The following is a 20,659-nucleotide window of genomic DNA, read 5'->3' as shown; positions in this document are numbered from 1 at the left end:
CACGCTAGATCGTGCCCGGCGCTCCCGCCCGCCCAACCGTGATTCCGCCGCGGCCGGTCAGTACCGCCGGCGCGCGGGCCGGGTGAAGGTCCGGGCCACGCACGACGGGATCACCGCGCCCGCCTCGTGCGAGCGCGCCCGGTAGGCGCTCGGCGTCTCCCCGACCAGTTCGGTGAAGCGGGAGCTGAACGACCCGAGCGAGGTACAGCCGACGGCCATGCACACCTCGGTCACGGTGAGGTCGCCCCGGCGCAGCAGCGCCTTGGCGCGTTCGACGCGGCGGGTCATGAGGTAGGCGTACGGGGTCTCGCCGAAGGCCTTGCGGAAGCTGCGCTGGAAGTGGCCGGGGGACATCAGGGCGGTGCGGGCCAGTTCGGTCATGTCGAGCGGCTCGGCGTACTCGCGGTCCATGCGGTCACGCGCCCGCCGCAGCCGCCTCAGGTCCTCCAGGGTCACCGCTCCAGGATGGCACGGCGTCAGCGCGCGGACGCCGGGTCCGCGGAGATCCGTGATCGTGCCGCGATTCCGATGACACGTCACCGTTCCGCCGGGACGTCACCGGGCACCCGCGACGAGGACGCCGCACGGCACGGGGCGCCGCACACGACGAGGACGAGGCGGATGACACCACTGATCACGGAAGGCCTGCGGGTCGACTACACGGACGCCGACGACCCGGTGCTGATACGGCCCGACGGCAGTCCGGTGGACACCTGGCGGGAGAACTACCCCTACGGCCGGCGGATGGAGCGCAAGGAGTACGAGTGGCACAAGCGGCTCCAGCAGATCGAACTGCTGAAGCTCCAGAGCTGGATCAAGAAGACCGGGCGCCGGCTCGTCATCCTCTTCGAGGGCCGGGACGCGGCCGGCAAGGGCGGCACGATCAAGCGGTTCACCGAGCACCTCAACCCACGCGGCGCCCGGGTGGTGGCGCTGGAGAAGCCGACCGAACGCGAGCGCGGGCAGTGGTACTTCCAGCGGTACGTCGAGCACCTGCCGACCGCGGGCGAGATCGTCCTGTTCGACCGCTCCTGGTACAACAGGGCGGGCGTGGAGCGGGTGATGGGCTTCTGCTCGGACGACGAGTACAACCGTTTCATGCGCCAGGCCCCGCTGTTCGAGCGGATGCTCGTCGACGACGGCGTCGACCTGGTCAAGTTCTGGTTCTCGGTGTCGCAGAGCGAGCAGCGCACCCGGTTCACGATCCGTCAGGTCGACCCCGTGCGGCAGTGGAAGCTCAGCCCGATGGACCTGGAGTCCCTCGACCGCTGGGACGACTACACCGCCGCCAAGGTCGCCATGTTCCGCGCGACGGACACCACCCACGCGCCCTGGACCGTGGTGAAGAGCAACGACAAGAAGCGGGCCCGCGTCGAGGCGATGCGCAGCGTGCTGGCCCGCTTCGGCTACGACGACAAGGACCCGGAGGTCGTCGGCGACCCCGATCCCCGCGTCGTGGGCGCGGCGGCGGGCCTGCTGGAGGCGGGCGAGGACGACACGCTGGGCTGACCCCCGGCCGGTGGCCGTACGCCGGCCGGACCGGGACAGGACCGCAGGCGGGCCGGACCCGGACAAGACCGCACCCGGGCCGTCAGGACGCCGTGTTCGGCGGCCGACGGACCGGGTGCGGGCCGGAAGACACTGCAAGTCAGGAAAATAATTGCAGGTCGAAAAGCGTGATCGGGGATCAGGCCTTCTTGGTCTCCCAGAAGATCTTGTCGATCTGGGCGATGTAGTCCAGCGCCTTCTGACCCGTGGCCGGGTCGGTGGACGCCTTGGCGGCCGACAGCGCCTTCAGGGTGTCGTTGACCAGCTGGTGCAGCTCCGGGTACTTCTCGAAGTGCGGGGGCTTGAAGTAGTCGCTCCACAGCACGGAGACGTGGTGCTTCGCCAGCTCGGCGCGCTGCTCCTTGATGAGGGTGGCGCGCGTCTGGAAGTGCGGGTCGTCGTTGGCGGCCATCTTCTCCTGCGTGGCCTTCACCGACTCCGCCTCGATGCGGGCCTGGGCCGGGTCGTACACGCCGCAGGGCAGGTCGCAGTGCGCGCTGACCTTGACCTTGGGGGCAAACAGGCGGGAAAGCATGGAGCATTCCTTCCTCGTGATCGTCTTCTCAGGTGGGACATTACTCCCTGAGGGATCGGTTTTCGCGGGTGCCCCCTAGGGCTTAGGACAAAAGTCCGGGGGGAGACCGAGACTGGTGGAGGAACGGACGGGGAGGTGCCGGGGATGCCGGAGCTGTCGCAGGAGAGCGAGCGGGGCAGGAGCGTCCCGCCCCTGGGAGTGGCCGAGGTGACGGGACCGTCGATGGTCCCCACGCTCCGGCACGGGGACCGGCTGCTGGTGCGCTACGGCGCGCTGGTGCGGCCCGGTGACGTCGTCGTCCTGCGCCATCCGTTCCAGCAGGACCTGCTCGTCGTCAAGCGGGCGGTGGAGCGCCGCGGGGGCGGCTGGTGGGTCCTCGGGGACAATCCCTACGCCGGCGGGGACAGCACCGACTACGGCACCGTGCCCGAGGAGCTGATCCTGGCCCGGGTGTGGTGGCGCTACCGCCCGCTGGAGGCCGGCCGGCGCTCACCGCTGGCGCTGGCGCGCTGGGCGCTGTCGGCGGCGCGGCCGGTGCGCTCCGACCGGTCGGCCTCCAGACGCTTGCGGGCCCGGTAGGCGGCCACGTTGGCGCGGGTGGCGCAGCGGTCGGAGCAGTAGCGGCGGGAGCGGTTGGTCGAGGTGTCCAGGTAGGCGTTGCGGCAGGGGGCGGCCTGGCACAGGCCCAGCCGGTCTACGCCGTACTCGGTGAGGTGGAAGGCCAGGCCCATGGCGGCGATGGCCGCGTAGCCGGCGGTGGCGTTCGACGGGTGGTCGGCCAGGTGCATGTGCCACAGCGGCCGGTCGTCCTCGTCCCGGTGGTCGTGGCCGGAGATCTGGGGGCTGACCGGGAACTCCAGGAGCAGGGAGTTCAGCAGGTCCACGGCGAGGGTCTCGTCGCCGGTGTCGGCCGCCTCGAAGACCGACCGCAGCCGTGCCCGCACCGAGCGGAAGCGGGTGACGTCGGCGTCGGTGGCACGGCGGGCCGCCGAGGCGTTGGCGCCGAACAGGTCGCGGACGGCCTCGACCGACGTCAGCACGTCCTTGCCCCGGGCCGGCTCCTCGCTGTTGACGAGACGTACGGCGTAGTCCGAGTAATAGGCCAGTTCCACTTGTAGTCCTTACGGAGGCGCTCTATGGTCAGGTCTGCGGTCGAGTAACAGCCGGTCGTGCATCCAGGGTATTACGCGGGCGAGGGGAGACCGGGTTTCCATGACCACCACCACCGGAACCGACTGGGGCGCCTGGCAGGAGAGCTGGGACCGGCAGCAGGAGTGGTACATGCCGGACCGCGAGGACCGCTTCCGGATCATGCTCGACATGGTCGAGGCGTTCACCGGCCCGGCCCCGCGCGTACTGGACCTGGCCTGCGGCACGGGCACCATCACCGCCCGACTGCTGGCCCGCCTCCCCGGCGCCACCAGCACCGGCGTCGACCTCGACCCGGCCCTGCTCACCATCGCCGGGGGCACCTTCGCGGGCGACGGGCGGGTCACCCTCGTCACGGCCGACCTCAAGGACCCCGACTGGCGGGCGCGCCTGCCCCACGACACCTACGACGCCGTCCTGACCGCCACGGCCCTGCACTGGCTGCACGCCGGACCCCTCACGTCCCTCTACGGTCAGATCGCCGAACTGGTCCGCGACGGCGGAGTGTTCATGAACGCGGACCACATGATCGACGACAGCACGCCCCGGATCAACGCCGCCGAGCGCGCCCAGCGCCACGCCCGCATGGAGCAGGCCAAGGGGGACGGCGCCCTCGACTGGTCGCAGTGGTGGCGGCTGGCCGCGCAGGACCCCGCCCTCGCCGGGCCCACCGCCCGCCGGTACGAGATCTACGGCGAGCACGCCGACGGCGACATGCCGTCCGCGGCCTGGCACGCGCGCGTGCTGCGCGAGCAGGGCTTCGGCGAGGCCCGGCCGGTGTGGTGCTCCCCCTCGGACACCCTGCTGCTGGCACTGAAGTAGGCCGCGGGCCGGGGGCGGACAAGCGACAGGGGCGGTACGGAATCCGTACCGCCCCTCGCCGTGCGCGGCCCCGGGCCGCCGTGCCGCTCGTCCGCCGGTTACAGCACCTTCGAGAGGAAGGACTGCGTCCGCTCGTGCTGCGGGTTGGTCAGGACCTCGCGCGGATGGCCGGACTCGACCACCACGCCGCCGTCCATGAAGACCAGGCTGTCGCCCACCTCGCGGGCGAAGCCCATCTCGTGGGTGACGACGACCATCGTCATGCCCGACTCGGCGAGGTCGCGCATGACGTCGAGGACGTCACCGACCAGCTCCGGGTCGAGGGCCGAGGTCGGCTCGTCGAACAGCATCAGTTTCGGGTCCATGGCCAGGGCCCGGGCGATGGCCACCCGCTGCTGCTGACCGCCGGAGAGCTGCGAGGGGTAGTTGCCGGCCTTGTCGGCCAGCCCCACGCGCTCCAGCAGACTCATCGCGCGCTGCTGCGCGTCGGCCCGCTTGGCGCCCTTGACCTGGACCGGCGCCTCCATGACGTTCTCCACGGCCGTCATGTGCGGGAACAGGTTGAAGCGCTGGAAGACCATGCCGATGTCCCGGCGCTTCAGGGCGACCTCGCGGTCACGCAGCTCGTAGAGCTTGTCACCCTGCTGTCGGTAGCCCACCAGCTCGCCGTCCACGTACAGGCGTCCCGCGTTGACCTTCTCCAGGTGGTTGATGCACCGCAGGAAGGTCGACTTGCCCGAACCGGAGGGGCCGATGAGGCAGAACACCTCGCCCGGCTTCACCTCCAGGTCGATGCCCTTGAGCACCTCGACGTGCCCGAAGGACTTGTGGACGCCCTGCGCCCTGACCATCGGGACGGTGCCCGTGGGCGGGGTGTCCTGGATCTTGCTCAGCTTGTCGGTCATGCCATGCCTCCCTTGGGCCGGCCCAGGGAGAGCATGTTGGTCCTGACCTTCTGCCACGGCGTCGGCGGCAGCTGGCGGCTGGAGCCGCGGGCGTAGTACCGCTCGACGTAGTACTGCCCGACGCTCAGCACCGACGTCATGATCAGGTACCAGGCCGCGGCGAGGAAGTACATCTCCACCGGGGCACCGGAGTTCTGCCCGATGTCCTGCGCGTAGCGGAACAGCTCGGGATACTGGACGGCCGCCACGAGCGAGGTCGTCTTCAGCATGTTGATGACTTCGTTGCCGGTCGGCGGCACGATCACCCGCATGGCCTGCGGGATGACGATGCGCAGCAGCGTCTTTCCGTGGCTCATGCCGAGCGCGTGCGCGGCCTCGGTCTGGCCCTCGTCGACCGCGAGCAGACCGGCCCGGCAGATCTCCGCCATGTACGCGGCCTCGTTCAGACCGAGGCCGAGCAGCGCCGTCAGCAGCGGCGTCATGAAGTCCGACCAGTAGTTCTTGTAGACCGGGCCCAGGTTGATGTACTCGAACACCAGGCCGAGGTTGAACCACAGGAACAGCTGCACCAGCACCGGGGTGCCGCGGAAGAACCAGATGTAGAACCAGGAGATCGACGAGGTCACCGGGTTCTTCGACAGCCGCATCACCGCGAGCAGCACGCCGCCGACGATGCCGATCAGCATCGACAGGAACGTCAGCAGCAGGGTCTTGCCGACACCGGTCAGGATCCGGTCGTCGAAGAAGTAGTCCGGTACCGCGTTCCAGTTGATCCTGCCCTGGCTGAACGCGTAGATGATCGCTACGAGGAGCGCGATCGCGACGACCGCGGACACGTACCGTCCGTAGTGCCGGACCGGGATGGCCTTGATGGCCTCCGGGCCGGCCGGCGGAGTGTCCGTCGGCCCCGCCGTCTTGTGAATGTCAGTCACGGGTGTTGCCTCTCGGTGGCCGCTCGGGTGCGCGGGTCACTTGCCGCCGTTGATCACGGACTGCTTGACGGCGCCGTCCTCGGCACCCCACTTCTCGAGAATCTTCTGGTACTCGCCACTCTTGATGATGGCGTCCATCGCGGCCTTCAGCGCGTCCCGCAGCTGTGCGTCGTCCTTGGCGACCGCGATGCCGTACGGCGCCGCCTCGACCTGGTCGCCGACGATCTGGAAGTCCTTGCCGCCACCGGAGGTCTTCACCGCGTACGCCGCCACCGGGAAGTCGGAGGAGGCCGCGTCGGCACCGCCCGAGCGCAGCCGCGTCTGCGACTGCTGGTCGTCGTCGAAGGCCTCGATGGTGAGCTTCTTGCCGCTCGGACACTTCTGCGCCTCGGCCTTCGCGAGGTCCTCCGAGACGGTGCCGCGCTCCACGGCGAGCTTCTTGCCGCACAGGTCGGACCAGGTCGCGATGGACTCGGTGTCGCCCTTGCGGGTGTAGATCGACACACCGGCGGTCAGGTAGTCGACGAAGTCGACACCCTCGCCGACCTTCTTGCCGGTGTCCGGGTCGACACCTTCCTGGCGGTTCTTGTTGTCGGTCATCGCCGACATCGCGATGTCGTAGCGGCCCGAGCGCAGACCGGTGAGCAGCGCGTCGAAGGTGCCGTTGTCGAACTGGAACGTCACCCCGAGCTGCTTGCCCATGGCGGCGGCCAGCTCCGGGTCGATGCCGGTGACCTTGCCGGAGGAGTCCTTGAACTCCACCGGAGCGTAGGCGATGTCCGAACCGACCTTGATGACCCCCTTGTCGCGGATCGACTGGGGCAGCTTGTCGGCCAGCGGAGCGGTGCTGGAGGAGGCGCTCGAGGAGGCCTCGTTCTTGTCCTTGGTCTGGTCACCGCAGCCGGTGAGCAGCAGGGCGCCTGCGACCGCGATCGCGCCGACCGCAGCTAGCCGGGACTGCGCGGCGGTGGTACGACGGGTGGAGCTTGCGGTCATCGTGGGTTCCTCCGGCGGGATGGTGGAGATGCCGATGCGTCGACGAGAACACACACCTTTGGGTGTCGCGACCTCGTGGGTTTACGGCATCTTGCCATTCGGACTACGCCATTCAGGGGGCCCGCTATGTCAAAATCGGATAACGGGTGACCCCCGAAGCACGTCAGTACCGTCAACTCGGCCCATCAAGGCCGCACCATCTGCGGAGATACGCCGCTCCGGCCGGAAAATCTTCTGGTCATCTCACGATGTGAGCGACTGGCGTGAACGGGTGTGGTCTGCGTCGCGTCGGCGTGCGTCTCGCGTCGCGCCGGCCGTCCGCCGTCCGCCGACGGCACCCCGGGACCCGAAATGTGACCTTGCACCTAATGGACTCGTCGCGGGTACCGTCCGTCCGGTAAGAAGGTTCTTTACACCCCTCATCCGGGGCTCAGGGCGCGTGTGCGGCGCGCCCGTCGCGTATGCGCTCGTACGTATCAGAAATCGGGCCGTGCGCGGTGCCCGCCCACCCCTCACCAGGAGTGGTCGACCCTCAAACCATGCATACCTAAGGGGTACAACGAAGTGGCAGCGGAGATCGTCAATCCTCGCAGCGACAGCGCACCGGGCAATACCGATCAGGACGGCGGGGCCGAGCCCCTCGATTCCTTCGACCCGGCCTTCGCGCTCCACCGGGGCGGCAAGATGGCCGTGCAGGCCACAGTGCCGATCCGTGACAAGGACGACCTTTCCCTCGCGTACACGCCCGGTGTGGCGCGCGTGTGCACCGCGATCGCGGAACAGCCCGACCTGGTCAACGACTACACATGGAAGTCGTCCGTCGTCGCCGTCGTGACCGACGGCACGGCCGTGCTCGGGCTCGGGGACATCGGTCCCCAGGCCTCCCTCCCGGTGATGGAGGGCAAGGCGATCCTGTTCAAGCAGTTCGGTGGCGTGGACGCGGTGCCGATCGCGCTCGACTGCACCGGCGTCGACGAGATCGTGGAGACCGTGGTCCGCCTCGCCCCGTCCTTCGGCGGGGTCAACCTGGAGGACATCTCGGCACCCCGGTGCTTCGAGATCGAGCGCAAGCTCCAGGAGCGCCTGGACATCCCGGTCTTCCACGACGACCAGCACGGCACGGCGGTCGTGACGCTGGCGGCGCTGCGCAACGCGGCGCGGCTGAGCGGGCGGTCCATCGCCGACCTGCGCGCCGTGATCTCGGGTGCCGGCGCGGCCGGTGTCGCCATCGCGAAGATGCTGGTCGAGGCCGGCATCGGAGACGTGGCGGTGGCCGACCGCAAGGGCGTGGTCGCCGCCGGCCGCGAGGACCTGACGCCGGTGAAGCGGGAAGTGGCCTCCTTCACCAACAAGGCCGGCCTCAGCGGCTCGCTGGAGGACGCGCTCGCCGGTGCCGACGTCTTCATCGGCGTCTCCGGCGGCACGGTCGCGGAGGCGGCCGTCGCCTCCATGGCCGAGGGCGCCTTCGTGTTCGCCATGGCCAACCCGAACCCCGAGGTGCACCCGGAGGTCGCGCACAAGTACGCGGCCGTCGTCGCCACCGGGCGGTCGGACTTCCCGAACCAGATCAACAACGTGCTGGCGTTCCCGGGCATCTTCGCGGGCGCGCTCCAGGTGCGGGCCAGCCGGATCACCGAGGGCATGAAGATCGCCGCGGCCGAGGCGCTGGCCGGGGTCGTCGGTGACGATCTCGCGGCGGACTACGTCATCCCGTCGCCGTTCGACGAGCGGGTCGCTCCCGCGGTCACCGCGGCGGTCGCCGCGGCCGCCCGCGCCGAGGGCGTCGCCCGGCGTTAGCCGGCGCCGCTGACCCGAATGGCCCCGCCCCTTCGGGCGGGGCCATTTTTTACCCGCTCGCCTGCCCGTCCGGGTGATGTGCAAGAGGGCATGTGTCACAGCGGGCCGTGGTTCCGTCCGCGGGACCGGGAACCTATCGTCGAGCCCATGTTCGCTGTCTATGCCGCCCGAATCGACCCCGACCAGCCGCTGTCCGGCCTCGAGTCGGGGGACCGTCCGGCCCCCGAGGCCCGGCCCGGCTGGAGCACCGTCGACGTCAGGGCCGCCTCCCTCAACCACCATGACCTCTGGTCCCTGCGGGGCGTCGGCCTGCCGGAGGACCGGCTGCCGATGATCCTCGGCTGCGACGCCGCCGGCGTCGACGAGGACGGCAACGAGGTCGTCCTGCACTCCGTCATCGGCCAGAGCGGCCACGGCGTCGGCCCCCGGGAACCCCGCTCCATCCTCACCGAGCGCTACCCGGGCACGTTCGCCGAGCAGGTGGCCGTACCGACCTGGAACATCCTGCCCAAGCCGAAGGAGCTGTCCTTCGCGGAGGCCGCCTGCCTGCCGACGGCCTGGCTCACGGCCTACCGGATGCTGTTCACCAACGCCGGGGTACGGCCCGGCGACTCGGTCCTGGTGCAGGGCGCGGGCGGCGGCGTCGCCACGGCCGCCATCGTGCTGGCCAAGGCGGCCGGCCTGCGGGTCTTCGCCACCAGCCGCGACGAGGCGAAGCGGAAGCGGGCCCTGGAGCTGGGCGCCGTCGAGGCGGTCGAGCCCGGGGCGCGGCTGCCGCAGCGGGTGGACGCCGTGATCGAGACCGTGGGCGCGGCCACCTGGTCGCACTCGGTGAAGTCGCTGCGGCCCGGGGGCACGCTGGTGATCTCCGGTGCCACCAGCGGTGACCGGCCCTCGCACGCGGAGCTGACCCGTATCTTCTTCCTGGAGCTGAAGGTCGTCGGCTCGACCATGGGCACCAAGGACGAGCTGGAGGACCTGCTCGCCTTCTGCGCCGCCACCGGTGTCCGTCCGGTGATCGACGAGGTGCTGCCCCTCGACCGCGCCCGCGAGGGCTTCGAACGCCTGGCCTCGGGCGACCAGTTCGGGAAGATCGTCCTCACCAACGGCTGACGTCCCACGTCCCACGTCCGGCATCCGACGTCGGCGCAGGGCACCGAGAGCGTCCCCCCCCCCGCGCCGACCGCGCGCGGGGGATCTCGCTCGGAGGCCGGTGCCTCAGACCTTCGGGCGGCGCAGTATCGCCCCGATGTGCGCCGCCGCCGTCGACAGATGACGGCGGGTGTCGCCGAGCTGGTCCGGTGTGACGCCGTGGTCGCGGGCCGCGTCGCGGATGTCGTCCCGGAAGCGGTCGAGCAGGCGGTCCAGGTCGCGGGCCGGGTCGCCGGTGGGGTCCTCGTGGGCCCAGGCCGGTTCGTACTCCGCCGGGAAGTCCTCCGGGGTGGAGGTGTACTCGGCCTGCGCCGCCGACGGAGCTGAGCCACCGGCTGCGGTGCCGGTGCCGGACCCCTTGTCGAAACGCGTGCCCGTGCCGGGGCGGGTATCGGTGCCCGTGCCCGTGTCGGTGTCGCTGCCCTGCGGGCGGCCGAAGCCGAAGTCCTTGCCGAAGGCCTTCCCGTAGTCCTTGCCGAAGTCGCCGAACTCCTTCGCCAGCTCGGTCAGACCCTCGCGGACCCCCGTCGGCCAGTCGCCGCGCGCGAAGTGGTCCTGCACCCGCTCCTGGACCCGCCGGGCGATGCGCTGCACCTCGTCCTGCGCCTGAGCACGTGCCCGCGCCTGCGCCTCCTGGGCCTGACGGCGGGCCCGCTGGGCCTCGTCGCGGGCCCGGCGGCTCTCCTCCTTGGCGCGGCGGGCCTGCTCCTTCCACTCCTGCTTGACGCGGCGCATCTCCTCCTTGGCGGCCCGCCAGGCCTCGTTGTCGCCGAGGTCGCCGTGCTCCCCGTCGGAGCCCTGCGCGCCGGTGCCCGTCTTGCCGTCCCGCCGGGCCTCGCTGGCCGCCGCCCGCATCTCGCGCCGCAGGTCCCCGGCGGCGCCGCGCACGTCGGCCCTTATCTCGGCGGCGAGTTCCGCGACCGACTCCCGGATCTCCAGCTCCAGGTCGGCCAGTTCACCGCTGCGGTCGGCCAGCTCGGCCCGGCCGGCGTCCGTGATGGCGTACACCTTGCGGCCGCCCTCGGTGGTGTGCGTGACCAGGCCCTCGGCCTCCAGCTTGGCCAGCCGGGGGTAGACCGTGCCCGCCGACGGGGCGTACAGCCCCTGGAAGCGCTCCTCGAGCAGCCTGATCACCTCGTAGCCGTGGCGCGGGGCCTCGTCGAGCAGCTTGAGCAGGTAGAGGCGCAGACGGCCGTGGGCGAAGACGGGGGGCATGTCAGAGCACCTTCTTGTCGGTCGTGCCGTCGGCCGGGCTGTCGGGGCTGTCGGGGCCGGCAGGGCTGCCGGAAGGGTCGGGAGCGACCGGGGACCCGGCGGCATCCGGGGCGCCCGGGGCCTCGCCGATGTCTGCGGGAGCGGGCGGGGTGGCCTGCGGTTCCGTACCTGGCCGGGGCTCATGGGGGATGTCCTCGTAGTCCTCGCGCGGCGGGCGGCGCAGCAGGGCGATCGAACCGGAGACCGTGGTCGCCCTGAGCTTGCCGGTGCCCGCGCCGAGGCGGCCGGTGATCTTGTGGGCGCCCCACTGGCCGTGGACCCGCAGGTCGTCGAAGGCGTTGGAGATGGTGCCGCTGGCCGTGTTGGCCTCGACCACCGCGTCCGCCGGATGCGGCAGCCGTATCGCGATCTCCCCGGAGACGCTGGTCAGCCGGACGTCGGTGGGACCGTCGGCGTCCAGGTCGACGATCATCGACCCGCTGACCGAATCGGCCCGCACGGCGGAGCCCGCCCCCTCCACCACGGTCAGGTCGCCCGAGACGGAGTTGAACCGCAGGTCGCCGGTGACCGCCTGGGCCTCCAGGTTCCCGGAGACGGTGTCCGCGCGGACCGGTCCGGAGAGGGCGACCAGGGTCGTGTCGCCGGTGACCCCTTTGACCACCGACGGTCCGCGGAGCCCGGAGACCACCGCGGCGGCCCCGACCACACCCACCTCCACGCGCGTGTCCGCCGGGACGGCCAGTGAGACGACCGCGCTGCGGCGCCAGCCCTTGCGGTCGAGCCACTTCAGGAAGCCCTTCCACGGCAGGTCGTCGTAGGCCACGGTGAGGGTGCCGCCCTCCTGGGTGACCACCAGGGGCGGACCCTCGATGTCCGAGACCTCCAGCCTGGCGGAACCCTCGTCCGTGCCCACGACGTTCACCGTGCCGTTGACGATGCGGACGTGCAGGTCGCTCACGGGAGCGTCGAACGTGAGCTTGCGGGGCTCGGCGACGGACCACTCGGGCATGGTGGGAGACCTCCTCGGTCGGACCGGCGGCCGGTCGTGACACGCCATATCGCGTCTTCTGACATTCACGATATATCGCGGCGGGGGAAAGTCAAGGCACCCTCTCGAGTGATTCGCGTGCGGCTCCGCGGGCTGCGGGCTGCGGGCTGCGGGCTGCGGGAGGCGGGTCTCGTGCGCGGCGCGGCACCGCCGTAGGCATCGACCATCGCCGCGCGACGTCGCGCGGTGGGGAGCGGTGCGGCAGGGCGGCGGTAGGTGCGAGTGCGGAGGCGCACCGGCGCAATGGGCGTCGGACCGGACGCCCGGCGCACGGCAGCGCGTGCGGACAGTGAACTGCACGTCGACCAGAGCGGTGAGCGGCAGCACGTGCGGCACCGCAGGAAAGGCGCCGGCAGAAACGGCGCCGGCCGGGACGGTCCACGGCCGGGAAAGGAGCGACGGGATCAAGAGATCAAGAGATCAAGAGATCAAGGGATCAAGAGATCACGGGATCACGGGTTCACGGAGCCCCGGTCCGGAGGGGGCCCGCCCGTAGGTATCACGGTCCGGCCGGACGGGGCGTCCGGTCCGGCCGGCGGCTACTCGTCGTCCTCGTCGTCCAGGCGGGCCAGCCACGTGGCCAGTCGCTCCACCGGGACCTCGAAGTCGGGGTTCAGGTCGACGAACGTGCGGAACTGCTCGGCGAGCCACTCGAAGGTGATCTCCTCCTGGCCGCGCCGCTTCTCCAGTTCCTCGATGCCTCGGTCGGTGAAGTACATGGACGGTGCTCCGTGGTCAGTGCAGGGGTAGGGCCGCTCGCGCGGGGGAAGAACCCTCTCCCCACAGGAAGCGGGGGTGCCGTCCTCCCGCCGGGAGGCCACGACAGGGACAGCAACAGAATAGGCGCACGGAGCGCCGCGCCCGCGGGCCGCCGGGTGCTGCCGTGCCAGGGACACCCCGCGGCCGGTCCGCCGCCGGCGAGCGGTGTCGCGGGGGCCCGGTGACCGGGGGGGAACGGGGAGCTGTATGGGCCAGGAAGTGACGCGGGTGGCGCGGATCGAGCTGCCGGACGGCACACCGGTGTGGGCGCGCATCTCGGGGGCCGGGGAACTGGCCGTGCCGCCGGGGGAGCTGTCGTACACGGACACCGGGTTCGCCGAGCGCGTGGAGGCGAGTGTCGAGAGCCTGCACTCGCTCGTCACCGGGGTGGCGCGGTCGCTGGCCGGACCGCTGCGCGCGGTGCGGCCGGACGAGGTCAGCGTCGAGTTCGGGATCGAGCTGACGGCGAAGGCGGGCAAGGTGGTGGGGCTGCTCGCGGACGGGGAGGCCAAGGCCGGGATCACGGTCACCCTGACCTGGAACGGCGGCGGCCCACCGGAACCCGCCCACCCCGACGCGGACCCCGGCGCCACCCAGCAGCCCGGTCCGGACGGTGCCGCGGGGGTCCACGGCGCCCCGGGCCCGCCTGCCCAGGCCCCCGGCCCCCACGGCGCCCCGAGTCCCTCCGCCTCCGCCCCCCACGGCGCCCCGAGTCCCTCCGCCTCCGCCCCCGGCGCCCATGGCGCCCCCCGCACCGGCGCGTCTCCCGGCGCCCCGGCGCACGGGGGTGTCCATGGCCCCGCCGCCGGGAGCGGAGCATGACGGACCGGCACGACGGGGGCGCACCGGACGGCTTCGACGCCGCCCACCATGCCCTTCGTGAACTCGTTCTGGCGGCGACCGTCCGCATTCATCGCCCGGGTGCCGGGTATGCCCTGGACGAACCCGGCACCTTCCTCGGTAGCGGCTTCTTCATCGCCCCGAACTGGGTTCTGACCTGCGCACACGTCGTACACGGCGGGGAGGGGGGCGAGGTCGAGGTGGTCTACGAGACCGGCCCGGGGCAGGGCCCGGCCTCCGTCCCCGGCCGGGTGGCGGCGACCCTGCCGGAGCAGGCCGGGCGACCGGTGTCCGGCAGCTGGCCCGCCCCGGACCTGGCCCTGCTGCGGCTGCGCGAACCCGTCGGCCACGATTGCGTGTACGTCTCCGAGCGGCCCGCGGCGCACTACGGCGAGGGCCGCGTGTTCTACGCGGGCTGGACCGTGACCGGAGGGCAGTTGCAGATCCTGGACGGGTTCCTCTCCGTGCAGGGGACCATCGGCGGCTGGTCGGCGGGAGTGCAGATGCGTCTGGGACACAACGACCTGCCGCTCGGCGTCTCCGGCGGCCCGGTGATCGACCCCGTGCGCGGCGAGGTGGTCGGCGTACTGAAGTCCCGCGCGGACCACGGCAACGGCGGCACCTCCACGGGCGTCGAGCGGCTGCGCACGCTGCCCGCGCCGGCGGACGGGACGCGCACCGAGCACGACGACGCCTACCAGGCCGTCTTCCACGCCCACGACCGCTATCACCGCGACCGGCAGCAGCCCTCGGACTCCCGGCGGCCCACCTGGACGGACGTACAGGGCGAGCTGGGCGCGCGTCCCGGCCGGACGCTCGGCCCCGACGAGCGCGCCGAACTGCTCGGCCGGCTCGCCGACCTGCCGCCGCCGGTCAGCACCCGCAGCCTGCTCGACATCCTCGACTCCCTGCCGAACTTCCGGCTGCCCTCCCTGGCCCCGGCCCCCCGCGGCTGGCGCGACGGCCTCGGCGTCCTGTACGGCAACGCCCGGCACGACGGCGCGCTGCAACTCGTCCTGGACTACGCGATGCGCGTGATGGCCACCGAGCGGCCGCCGACCCCGAGCGCGCTCGCCGCCGAACAGGCCCTGTGGAGCTGGGTGAGGCAGACCGCGACCGGACTGGACAGCGGCTACCGCAACGGCCTCGCCCGCCGGCGCGCCGAGTGGCTCGGACAGCGCCGCCGCCGCCCGCCCGCCCCCACGGGAGACACCCGGACCGCTCCCACCGCGCCCACGGGGACCGTCCCCGCTGCTCCGACCACCCCCACCGCCGCACCGGAGCCCCGTCCCGCAGGCGCCCCCCGGACCTGGACCGGGGGAGCCGGTCCGGGCGGGCCGGTGGCCGGGCACAGGGCCGGAGCCGGGCCCGGATGGGCGGCCGGGGAGCGCGTGCGGGAGCACCCGCGTGAGGTGGTGCCGCGGCTGTCCGTGCTGCTGGAGGTGTTACGCCGGGGCTGGGAGCCCGAGCGCTGCGACTGGTCGATCTCCGTGGCCCGCCCCGACGGCGAGGTGACCCGCCTGCACGAGTGCGAGCGCACCCCGCTCGAGGACCTGCCCGCCCAGGTGGCCGAACCGCTCGCCGAGGCCTTCCGCCGCTGCGACGACCCCGGCCGGCCCGTCGCGCTGCACGTCGCCCTGCCGCACCTGCTGCTCGGGCTGGCCGTCGACGGCTGGCGGCCCTGGCCGGGCGCCGCCCCGCTCGGGGCGCAGCGGCCCGTGGTCGTGCGCTGCTCCGACTGGGACCAGCTGCCCGAGTACGGCGAACCGGAGTGGCCCGGCAGCCCCGGCGGCACGCCCGAGGAGCAGGACCTCGAACGCCGCGACCGCTGGCGCCGGCTGCATGCCCTGGACGCCCAGGCGGAGATCCTGGACTGCGACGACGGGGTGCGCAAACCGGTGCCGGACGTCGCGGACCTGCGCGGCCTGCCGCAGCGGACCGTACCGGTGCTGTGCCGCCACGGCGACCTGCGCTACGAGGACGACGCCGCCGCGCTCGGCCGTCTGGTGCGGGCCGGTTTCGGAGTGGTCCTGTGGCGGCGCTGGCGGCAGCAACCGGACGCCGTCTGCGGGGAGTTCCACCGGGGCGTCAAGATGTCCGTCGACGACGGGGACGACGTGGCGGTCCTGCCCGACCTGGTGCACGGGCTGCGCGCGCGGATGCGCGAGGGGCTCACCGAGGCGTTCTGGGCCGACGGCATCGCGCTCCTGTACGACGATCCGCACCAGCCGCTGCCCGGAACCGGCGACCTGCTGGAGGCGCCGTGACGCCACGCGCGCCGTGCGCCCCTCGGCCCCTTACCCAGACACCCGCGGATGGATACCGTGATGCACGTTCGACGGCTTGCCCTGGCGGACGAGTGACGACGAGGACCGGATCATGACCGAATCCAGTGAGTGGCTCATCTACCGAGGCGCCGGCGAACCGCACGACGGAATGAGCCGGCTGCCGCCGCCGCCGCCCTGGCGGGACTTCGCCGGCCGGGACGCGGCCGGCACCGGCGACGGCTCCCGGGACCGCAGGCTGGGCGCACACCGCCACCTCGCCGAGCTGCACCGGCCCGGCGCCGAGGAGCTGGAGATGATCAACGCGGCGCTGTATCTGCGCCGCCCCCTGCTCGTCACCGGCAGCCCGGGCGCGGGCAAGAGCACCCTGGCCCACTCCGTCGCCTACGAGCTGGGCCTGGGCGAGGTGCTGCGCTGGTCCATCGTCAGCCGCTCCGCGTTGCAGGACGGCCTCTACCACTACGACGCCATCGCCCGCCTGCAGGACGTGCAGATCGCCGCGCAGGGAGGCGGCGGCGCACCCCTGCCCGAGCCCGGCCGGGAAGCCGGAGCCGGAGGCGGGACCGAAGCGGCGGCGGGCGGCCCGGGGGCCGTGGAGGCGATCGGCAGCTACATCCGCCTCGGCCCGCTGGGCACCGCGCTGCTGCCCTCCGACACGCCACGGGTGCTGCTCATCGACGAACTCGACAAGAGCGACATCGACCTGCCCAACGACCTGCTGAACGTCCTGGAGGAGGGCGAGTTCGAGATACCGGAGCTGCAGCGCATCGCCGACCGGCTGCCGGACGGCGAGGCCGAGGTGCTCACCGCCGACGGCACCAAGGTCCGCGTCCGCGACGGCCGGGTGCGCTGCCGTGCCTTCCCGTTCGTGGTCCTCACCAGCAACGGCGAGCGGGACTTCCCGGCGCCGCTGATGCGCCGCTGCATCCACCTGGAACTGGACCGGCCCGACCACAACCGGCTGGCCACCTTCGTCCGCGCCCACCTCGGCGACGAAGCGGCCCGCGCGGGCGACGACCTGATCAACCGTTTCCTGGAGCGCTCCCGCAGCGAACTCCTCGCCGCCGACCAGCTGCTGAACGCCATCTACCTCACCGACGCGGCCGCCCCGCCCAGCCGCGACCGACTCGCCGACCTGCTCATCCAGCGACTCGACCGCCCGAGGTGAGGCGCTGATGCCCGACGCAGCGGCGCGCTCCGGCCCGCTCCCGCCCGGCCCGTTCCCGCCCGGCCCGTTCCAGCCAGGCCCGGACGCCGCGGCCGGCCGCCACGGCCCCGGCGGCGGCGATCCGCTGGCCGAACTCGTCGCCCGGCTGCGGGAGATCGGGCTCGACCCGGACGCGGAGGGACTGAGCGACGCGCTGTGGCTGGCCCGCTGGGCGCGGCCGCCCGGCGCGTGCGACCCGGACGAACCCGCCGCCGCGACGGGCCCACGGCTCCCCGGGCGAACCGCCGAACACCCCGCGCCCCGGGCCGCGGACACCCCCGCGGCGGGTGGTGAGCGGCCCGCCGCGCGCCCCGGGCCGCAGTCCGCAGCCGCGGGCCCCGACCGGCGGGTGACGCTGTACCCGCTGCCCCGTGGCGGCACCGAGCGCACCCCGGGCGGCGGGCGGCTCACCGCGCTGCCGGTCGGCGTGCCCGCCGCGCCGGTGCTGCCCGCGCCCCTCGAACTCCAGCGGGCACTGCGCCCGTTGCAGGCCTACCGCAGCGCCGCGCCGCCGCTGCGCACGGAGCTGGACGAGACGGCCACGGCCGAGTGCAGCGCCCGCGCCGGGGGCCTGATCCTGCCCGTGCACCGCGCCGTCACCCGGGGCGACGCGCGGTTGCAGCTGGTGCTGGACGCCGCGCCCTCGATGCGCGTGTGGGACCGCATGTTCGCCGAGCTGGAGCAGGTCTTCGGCCAGCTGGGCGCCTTCGCCGACATCCAGGTCAGCCATCTGCACACCGACCCGGACGGCGCGCCCGCCGTCAGCCGCAGCGCGGACGTGCGCGCGGCGCCGCTGCACACCGCGGACCGGCTGAGCGACCCCACCGGCCGCCGCGTCACCCTGCTGGTCAGCGACTGCGCGGGACCGCTGTGGCGCAGCGGCCGCGCCCACCGGCTGCTGCACCACCTCTCCCGGCTGTCGCCCACGGCCGTGCTCCAGCCGCTGCCGCAGCGCCTGTGGAACCGCACCCGGCTGCCGGTGACGTACGGCGAGCTGACCCGCGGGGAGACGCTGGGCGGCGCCACCGCGCTGCGGGTGCGGGTGCCGGGCGGCACGTCACCGGGAGCGCAGCGGGGGGTGCTGCCGGTGCCGGTGCTGCCGCCCGAACCGGTCGCCCTCGGCGCCTGGGCACGGCTGCTGTCCGGGGCCGGTGCCGGGCCGGTGGCGGGCGCGGTGGGCTGGGTGCGCGCCGACCAGCCGCCCGCCCCCGGCTCCCGGCCCGCGCGTACGCCGACCCCGGTGGAGCGGGTCAGCCGGTTCCGGTCGGCCGCCTCCCCGGCCGCCGGCCGGCTCGCCGTCTACCTCGCGGCCGCCCCGCTCTGCCTGCCGGTGATGCAGCTGGTGCAGCGGACCATGCTGCCCGGCTCCGGGCCCTCGGAACTCGCCGAGGTGCTGCTCGGCGGCCTGCTGACCCGGGCCGGGCAGGACCACGCGCACGACGGCGCCCAGTGGTACGAGATGCAGCCGGACGTGCGGGAGGCGCTGCTGTCCACGCTCGGCCGGGACGAGGCCGTACTGGTGCTCAAGCACTGCTCCGAGTACATCGAGCAGCGCTTCGGCAAGGGCGGCCCCAACTTCCCGGCGCTGGCCCTGGCCCAGCTCGGCGACGGCGGCCCCGCGGGGCCCCACGCATCGGGCGCCGGCCTGCCGGGCGAGCGCGCGTACACCGGGGACGGCGGGATCGGCGGCCTCGGCGCGGAGCGGGCCGGCGGCGGCGATGACGGCACCCCGGTCCCGCAGCCCTTCGCGGAGGTCGCGGCACGCGTGCTGGAGCGCTTCATGCCGCTGCCCGAGCAGTTCCGGCTCTACGGCCCCGCGAGCGGCCCCGCCCCCGGGGACCGGCCCGCGCACCGGGCGGTCGTACGCGCCCGCGCCCTGCTCGCCCGGTTCGACGACGAGGGCATGATCCAGTACCTGATCGACGCCGTGCAGCTGCTGCGCGGGGCGACGGAGCACGAGCGCCCGGCCGGCGCGGACCCCGGGCTGTGGGCCGAGTACGCGCGCTGCACGCTGCGGCTGTGGGAGGTGCAGGGCGGGGCGGAGCTGCTGCGGGAGGCGGAGACGGCCGCCGAACGGGCGGTCGCCCATCCGCACGCGCTGCACGAGCGGGCGGCGCTGGCCCGGGTGCTGCACGCCGCGGCCACCGACCGCAGGCGCCACGGCGACCGGCCCGGCGCCCTGGACCTGCTGCGCCGCGCCGACCGGGAGTACGCGGTGGCCTGCGCCGCCCCCGGCCTGGACCCGGAGGAGGCGCTGCGGCTGACCCTGGAGCGGGTCGGGGCCCTGGAGGCGCAGTGGCGGCTGGGCGGCGACAGCGCGGTGCTGCAGGGCGCGGTCGGCATGCTGGAGGCCTTCGCCGACGTCTGGCCCGACCGCCGCGACCGGCCGCCCGCCCTGCCGCTGGCCCACGGCAGGCTCCTGCTGCGTCTGGCGGCCGGCACGAGCGGTCCCGAGCAGGTCCGGGGGTACGCCGAGCAGGCCGCCAGGTCCCTGCGGGACGCGCTGGACGCCGAGGAGCGCGCGGAGCCTGCGGCGGGCGCCGACCCGGCCGGTGAGCGCGTCCGTGTCCGCCTCGACCTGGTCGACGCCCTGCTGATGGCGGGCGGTGACCTGGAGGAGGCGGGCCGCCGCGTCGAGGAGGGCCTGGCGCTCACCACGAAGCGCAGCCTGCGCTCGCCGCTGCACGTGCGCGCGGGCCGCGTCCGGGTCGCCCGGTACGCCGAGAGCGGCGACCCGCGCGACCTGCGGGAGGCCGCCGAGGCGTTCGCGGTGGCGGCGCGGGACATGTCGCGGGACGCGGCGGGGTACGCGGACGTGCTGGCCGAGTGGGGGGAGGCGCTGCTGCGCCGGGCGGCCGCGGAGAGCGGCACCCGGGGCTGGGAGCCGCTGTCCCAGGCGATCCGGGTGCTGCGGGACTGCCGTACCGAGACACCGGCGGGCAGCCGGCACGCCGCGCACCGGCTGCTGCTGCTGGGCCGGGCGCTGATCCTGCGCTACCGCTCGCGCGGCGACCGCGTGGACCTGCGGGAGGCGGAGCACCTGTTCGGGCTGGCGGCGGCGGAGGCGGCCGACCCGCTGCTGGCCGCCCGGTGCCGGCTGGAGCTGGGGCGGACCCAGTACGAGGCCTACCGCGGCCTGGGCCGCCCGACCCGGCTGGACGACGCCGTCGACGCCTTCCGCATGGCCGCGCAGTCCGCCCGGGAGGCCGAGGCGGCGGCCCCGACCGAGCGCCGGCGTCAGGAAGCGGTGGAACTGGGCGCGCAGGCACACCACTGGCGGGGTATGTCCTACGAGGCGATGACCCGCCCGCGCGCGGCCCGCGAGGCCTACCGGGCGGCCCGCGCGGAGTGGGCCAGGCTGCCCGACGGCAGTCTGGCCACGGGCGAGCCGACGGCCGCGGACACGGCGCGCCGGCTGGCGGAGCTGGACTGAACGCACGCACCTCGCGCACGGGAAGGGGAACCGGAC

The 20,659-nt window shown here is 73.4% G+C and carries 18 protein-coding genes; 9 read left to right on the top strand and 9 right to left on the bottom strand.

Annotation, left to right across the window (positions count from 1 at the left end; translation table 11 throughout):
- Positions 1-57: 57 nt before the first annotated feature.
- A complete protein-coding gene (locus ACZ6CZ_RS24850; RefSeq protein WP_469025047.1) occupies positions 58-456 on the bottom strand; it encodes a helix-turn-helix transcriptional regulator in 399 nt (132 codons plus the stop codon).
- 165 nt (positions 457-621) lie between these two features.
- On the opposite strand from ACZ6CZ_RS24850, the gene ppk2 reads away from it, so the two are divergent.
- Positions 622-1,509: a polyphosphate kinase 2 gene (gene ppk2 / locus ACZ6CZ_RS24845; protein ID WP_469025044.1), complete on the top strand. Its 888-nt coding sequence runs from the start codon at positions 622-624 to the stop codon at positions 1,507-1,509.
- 178 nt (positions 1,510-1,687) lie between these two features.
- Here the strand turns inward: ppk2 and sodN are convergent, their stop codons facing one another.
- Positions 1,688-2,083, bottom strand: coding sequence for a superoxide dismutase, Ni (gene sodN / locus ACZ6CZ_RS24840; RefSeq protein WP_469025041.1), 396 nt, complete (start codon positions 2,081-2,083; stop codon positions 1,688-1,690).
- A 144-nt stretch (positions 2,084-2,227) separates the two neighbouring features.
- On the opposite strand from sodN, the gene sodX reads away from it, so the two are divergent.
- Entirely contained in the window at positions 2,228-2,662 is a 435-nt protein-coding gene (gene sodX / locus ACZ6CZ_RS24835) for a nickel-type superoxide dismutase maturation protease (RefSeq protein ID WP_469025038.1), read from the top strand.
- Here sodX and ACZ6CZ_RS24830 read toward each other — a convergent pair.
- Positions 2,545-3,195: a CGNR zinc finger domain-containing protein gene (locus ACZ6CZ_RS24830; protein ID WP_469025036.1), complete on the bottom strand. Its 651-nt coding sequence runs from the start codon at positions 3,193-3,195 to the stop codon at positions 2,545-2,547. The genes sodX and ACZ6CZ_RS24830 overlap by 118 nt on opposite strands.
- Positions 3,196-3,295: 100 nt before the next feature.
- Here ACZ6CZ_RS24830 and ACZ6CZ_RS24825 point away from each other — a divergent pair, with 100 nt between their 5' ends.
- A complete protein-coding gene (locus ACZ6CZ_RS24825; protein WP_469025034.1) occupies positions 3,296-4,054 on the top strand; it encodes a class I SAM-dependent methyltransferase in 759 nt (252 codons plus the stop codon).
- A 98-nt stretch (positions 4,055-4,152) separates the two neighbouring features.
- Here ACZ6CZ_RS24825 and ACZ6CZ_RS24820 read toward each other — a convergent pair whose 3' ends face one another.
- Genes ACZ6CZ_RS24820 through ACZ6CZ_RS24810 form a run of 3 tightly spaced genes read right to left on the bottom strand, consistent with a single transcriptional unit; the run spans position 4,153 to position 6,887 of the window.
- The gene (locus ACZ6CZ_RS24820) at positions 4,153-4,959 is read right to left on the bottom strand and encodes an amino acid ABC transporter ATP-binding protein (protein WP_469025032.1); all 807 of its coding nucleotides are present in this window, start codon (positions 4,957-4,959) and stop codon (positions 4,153-4,155) included.
- Positions 4,956-5,891, bottom strand: coding sequence for an amino acid ABC transporter permease (locus ACZ6CZ_RS24815; RefSeq protein WP_469025031.1), 936 nt, complete (start codon positions 5,889-5,891; stop codon positions 4,956-4,958). Before ACZ6CZ_RS24815 ends, ACZ6CZ_RS24820 begins: the two co-directional genes overlap by 4 nt.
- Before the next feature lie 36 nt (positions 5,892-5,927).
- Positions 5,928-6,887: an ABC transporter substrate-binding protein gene (locus tag ACZ6CZ_RS24810; protein ID WP_469025029.1), complete on the bottom strand. Its 960-nt coding sequence runs from the start codon at positions 6,885-6,887 to the stop codon at positions 5,928-5,930.
- A 564-nt stretch (positions 6,888-7,451) separates the two neighbouring features.
- Here ACZ6CZ_RS24810 and ACZ6CZ_RS24805 point away from each other — a divergent pair.
- Together ACZ6CZ_RS24805 and ACZ6CZ_RS24800 are read left to right on the top strand one after the other, a co-directional pair.
- Positions 7,452-8,684 (top strand): NAD(P)-dependent malic enzyme, encoded by a 1,233-nt coding sequence (locus ACZ6CZ_RS24805; protein ID WP_469025028.1) that lies wholly within the window; start codon positions 7,452-7,454, stop codon positions 8,682-8,684.
- Positions 8,685-8,831: 147 nt separating this feature from the next.
- Positions 8,832-9,797, top strand: a complete 966-nt coding sequence (locus tag ACZ6CZ_RS24800) for a zinc-binding dehydrogenase (protein ID WP_469025025.1) — start codon at positions 8,832-8,834, stop codon at positions 9,795-9,797.
- A 105-nt stretch (positions 9,798-9,902) separates the two neighbouring features.
- Here the strand turns inward: ACZ6CZ_RS24800 and ACZ6CZ_RS24795 are convergent, their stop codons facing one another.
- From ACZ6CZ_RS24795 to ACZ6CZ_RS24785, 3 genes are all read right to left on the bottom strand, one after another.
- A complete protein-coding gene (locus ACZ6CZ_RS24795; protein WP_469025023.1) occupies positions 9,903-11,051 on the bottom strand; it encodes a PadR family transcriptional regulator in 1,149 nt (382 codons plus the stop codon).
- A 1-nt stretch (position 11,052) separates the two neighbouring features.
- Positions 11,053-12,060 (bottom strand): DUF4097 family beta strand repeat-containing protein, encoded by a 1,008-nt coding sequence (locus tag ACZ6CZ_RS24790; RefSeq protein ID WP_469025021.1) that lies wholly within the window; start codon positions 12,058-12,060, stop codon positions 11,053-11,055.
- 578 nt (positions 12,061-12,638) lie between these two features.
- Positions 12,639-12,818 carry a DUF6104 family protein gene (locus ACZ6CZ_RS24785; RefSeq protein ID WP_469025018.1) on the bottom strand — a complete coding sequence of 60 codons (180 nt, stop codon included), beginning with the start codon at positions 12,816-12,818 and terminating at the stop codon, positions 12,639-12,641.
- A 247-nt stretch (positions 12,819-13,065) separates the two neighbouring features.
- Between ACZ6CZ_RS24785 and ACZ6CZ_RS24780 the strand changes: the two genes are divergently transcribed.
- The 4 genes from ACZ6CZ_RS24780 (at position 13,066) to ACZ6CZ_RS24765 (ending at position 20,623) form a co-directional block, all read left to right on the top strand.
- Positions 13,066-13,680, top strand: coding sequence for a CU044_2847 family protein (locus ACZ6CZ_RS24780; RefSeq protein ID WP_469025016.1), 615 nt, complete (start codon positions 13,066-13,068; stop codon positions 13,678-13,680).
- On the top strand, positions 13,677-15,965 hold the full coding sequence (locus ACZ6CZ_RS24775; protein ID WP_469025014.1) for a VMAP-C domain-containing protein: 2,289 nt from the start codon (positions 13,677-13,679) through the stop codon (positions 15,963-15,965). The genes ACZ6CZ_RS24780 and ACZ6CZ_RS24775 overlap by 4 nt, the downstream gene beginning before the upstream one ends.
- Before the next feature lie 112 nt (positions 15,966-16,077).
- Positions 16,078-17,151: an AAA family ATPase gene (locus ACZ6CZ_RS24770; protein WP_469025011.1), complete on the top strand. Its 1,074-nt coding sequence runs from the start codon at positions 16,078-16,080 to the stop codon at positions 17,149-17,151.
- 7 nt (positions 17,152-17,158) lie between these two features.
- Positions 17,159-20,623 carry an SAV_2336 N-terminal domain-related protein gene (locus tag ACZ6CZ_RS24765; RefSeq protein WP_469025009.1) on the top strand — a complete coding sequence of 1,155 codons (3,465 nt, stop codon included), beginning with the start codon at positions 17,159-17,161 and terminating at the stop codon, positions 20,621-20,623.
- Positions 20,624-20,659 lie beyond the last annotated feature (36 nt).

It is taken from the genome of Streptomyces sp. NPDC041135, assembly GCF_055592085.1.
This window is presented reverse-complemented; position numbering and strand designations above follow the sequence as displayed.